Here is a 2,531-nt window from a genome sequence, read left to right on the forward strand (position 1 = left end):
AGATGTGTATAAGAGACAGCTCCAACACCGGTCACTTGAAAGGGACTTACGTGTCGCACTCCAACACCGTCCGGCACAGAGAACACCTCGCCCGTACCCGCCCCCGCACCGGCACCCGGATGCGCTGATGACACGTAGGGCACGGGAAAGTCACCCGCAAGCTGCCACCCCGGTCCCCGCTGAAGGCGTACGGCACGCCTGGCTGAGGACCCGGCCCGGGTGCGTGCCGCCGGTCCTGGGCGTACCGGCGTCGCCCCGCCCACCCCGCCGCGGTCAACGGGGGCTGCTGCTCGTCGCGCCGGGCCCGGGCCATGCCCTTGACGTACGCCGTGTAGGCCTGCGGGCTGGTGAACCACACGGAGGGGTCCTCGCCGAAGACCAGGGCACGCTTGGCGAGGACGTACCCGAACTCCTCCGGCGTGAGATAGCCGAGTTTCTGCGAGGACGCCGAGTCCTCCCGGTACGCGTCCAGCAGCAGCCACCCCGCGCCGAGATACGTCGCGGCCGTGTCCGTGAGGATCTCGTTCTCACGGGTGCCGGGGAAGGACAGGTCGAGGCGGTGCAGATAGACGTGCATGACCTCGTGCGCGAGAGCCGCGCCGATGTCCCGCCGATGCGTGCGGAACCGGTCGTTCAACTCGATGAAGTACTCGGGCCCGGCGGTGAGTTCGACGTTCGCCGCATGGGTCATCTCACGGAAGCTGATGATCGGCCGGGCGTCCGGGAGCCGGTAGTGCCGGACCATCTCACGGGCCACCCGCTGCGCCCCCAGATGCAGGTCGTCCGTGTCGCAGAACGCCACGTCGACGGGGGCCACGCTGGTCGCGAACGTCTGGACGGTGTCGTAGGACAACCGCTTGTAGAGCGCGGTGATGGCGTCCCGCACCGTATCGAGGTGCGGGTAGCCGTGCTCGACCGGTCCGTCGTCCGCCACGTCCACAACCCCCAAAGACGCCCTGAACCCGCATCCACTCTATGCCGGTGCGCAGGAATGCACGCCCCTGAAATCCCCCTGACAGATCGCGGCCGGGAAGGTTATGCTCCCCGCGATGACGACTCACTCTGTTCACAGAATGGGGGTCCCGTCCGCGCAAGGTGAGTGCTGATGCTCCCTCACACCGCGATCGGGGATTCCCGGCTTTCCTTCTGGCTGCGCGTGCGCGAGTTCGCCGTGCCGCCCTCCATGATCGAGACCGCTACGGCCCGTCGGCATGCCGGCGACTGGGCGGGTGCCTGCGCCGCCGCGGGCGTGGACCTCGATCTCGATCTACGGTCCGTAGCGCGCGCCCATGGCCGGGAACTGGCCGCCCGGGTCCGCGCCGATCTCCGCCGACTGGCCCCTGACCTGCTCCGCTGGCATCTGCCGAGGATCGCGCCTGACGGGTTGCTGCGCCCGGGCCTCACCCTCACCCTGGCCCGCTACGGGGACGACGCCACCGGCCCGCCGCATCTGGTGGTCCGGACGCCGCCGGCCTGGGCGGACGGCGGCCAGCGCGTCAGCCTCGCGCTGTGGGACGGCACGCGCCGCGACGCCGACGCCCGCCGGCACCCGCATCCCCGGCCCAGCCGTTGGTTCCGCCTCGACCTGCACCGGCATCTGTGGGACGCGGGCAGGAGCGGTGAGCTGCGGGTCCGGTCCGGCGCCGATCGGCCACGCTCCGATGACCCTCCACCGCTCCCGGATCTGCCGGAGACAGCGCTGGAGGGACGTCACTGCGCCGTCGACCGGTGGGCGGCCGAGGCGGCGATCCTGCTCCGCGCGGAGGGGCGGACGCCCGGTCCCGTCGTCGTACGGCTCGGCTCCCGGCACCGGCTCACGCTGACCCTGGACCCGGTCGAGGACACCCTGCGTACCGCACCGGCACCTACGGGCGGCAGCACCACCGAGCTACCGGTCCTCCCCGACGCGGCCACCTGGGTCCTGCCCGACCTGGAACTCCTCCGCACCGGTGCGATCGACGCCGGCCGACTGCATCCGCTGGTCGCCGCCGCACTCGTACCGGATCGGCCTCGGCCTCAACCGCACGCTTCCGCGCGAGTGTTGGACCGTGCCAGGAATCCGCACCTGATCGAATGCCGGGGCGCCCAGCACCGGATCGGTCTGGTCGACGGCGTACTGGTACCCCTGGACCACGATCCGGCCGAGATCCGGCGCGAGGAACTGCTGGTCGCGCTGACCGGCACCCCGCTGCCGTGTCTGCGGGCCATCGACGAGGCACACCGCCACCCGGACTGCCTCACCGGCGTGCGCGAACGCCTCATCCACGGGGACACCGCCGGTGCGCTGGCCGTCGTAGAAGGACTGCTCGGTCCTGACGCGGTGCTGCGCGGCGGCGCGCTGCGGGACGAACTGCGGGCAGCGGCCGAACGGCGGCTCGCGTACGGGCTGTTCAGGGCGGGACTGACCGGCCCCGGACCCCGATCCGGCCATTTCTTCCCGGGACTTCCCCGCGCCCAGAAGCTCCGCCCCCGCCGCACCACCGGCCGCTGACCGCACAGGGCGCTCCCAGCCCTGCCCTCAACCGCCCGGC

At 71.6% G+C, this 2,531-nt stretch carries 2 protein-coding genes; one reads left to right on the forward strand and one right to left on the reverse strand.

Features of this window, described 5'->3' with window-relative positions:
* Nucleotides 1-46: 46 nt before the first annotated feature.
* Nucleotides 47-934: a hypothetical protein gene (locus AC31A1_RS49960; protein ID WP_489659684.1), complete on the reverse strand. Its 888-nt coding sequence runs from the start codon at nt 932-934 to the stop codon at nt 47-49.
* Nucleotides 935-1,105: 171 nt separating this feature from the next.
* Between AC31A1_RS49960 and AC31A1_RS49965 the strand changes: the two genes are divergently transcribed.
* Nucleotides 1,106-2,491, forward strand: coding sequence for a hypothetical protein (locus AC31A1_RS49965; RefSeq protein WP_489659685.1), 1,386 nt, complete (start codon nt 1,106-1,108; stop codon nt 2,489-2,491).
* Nucleotides 2,492-2,531: the final 40 nt, after the last annotated feature.

This window comes from Streptomyces sp. P5F9 (assembly GCF_057961495.1).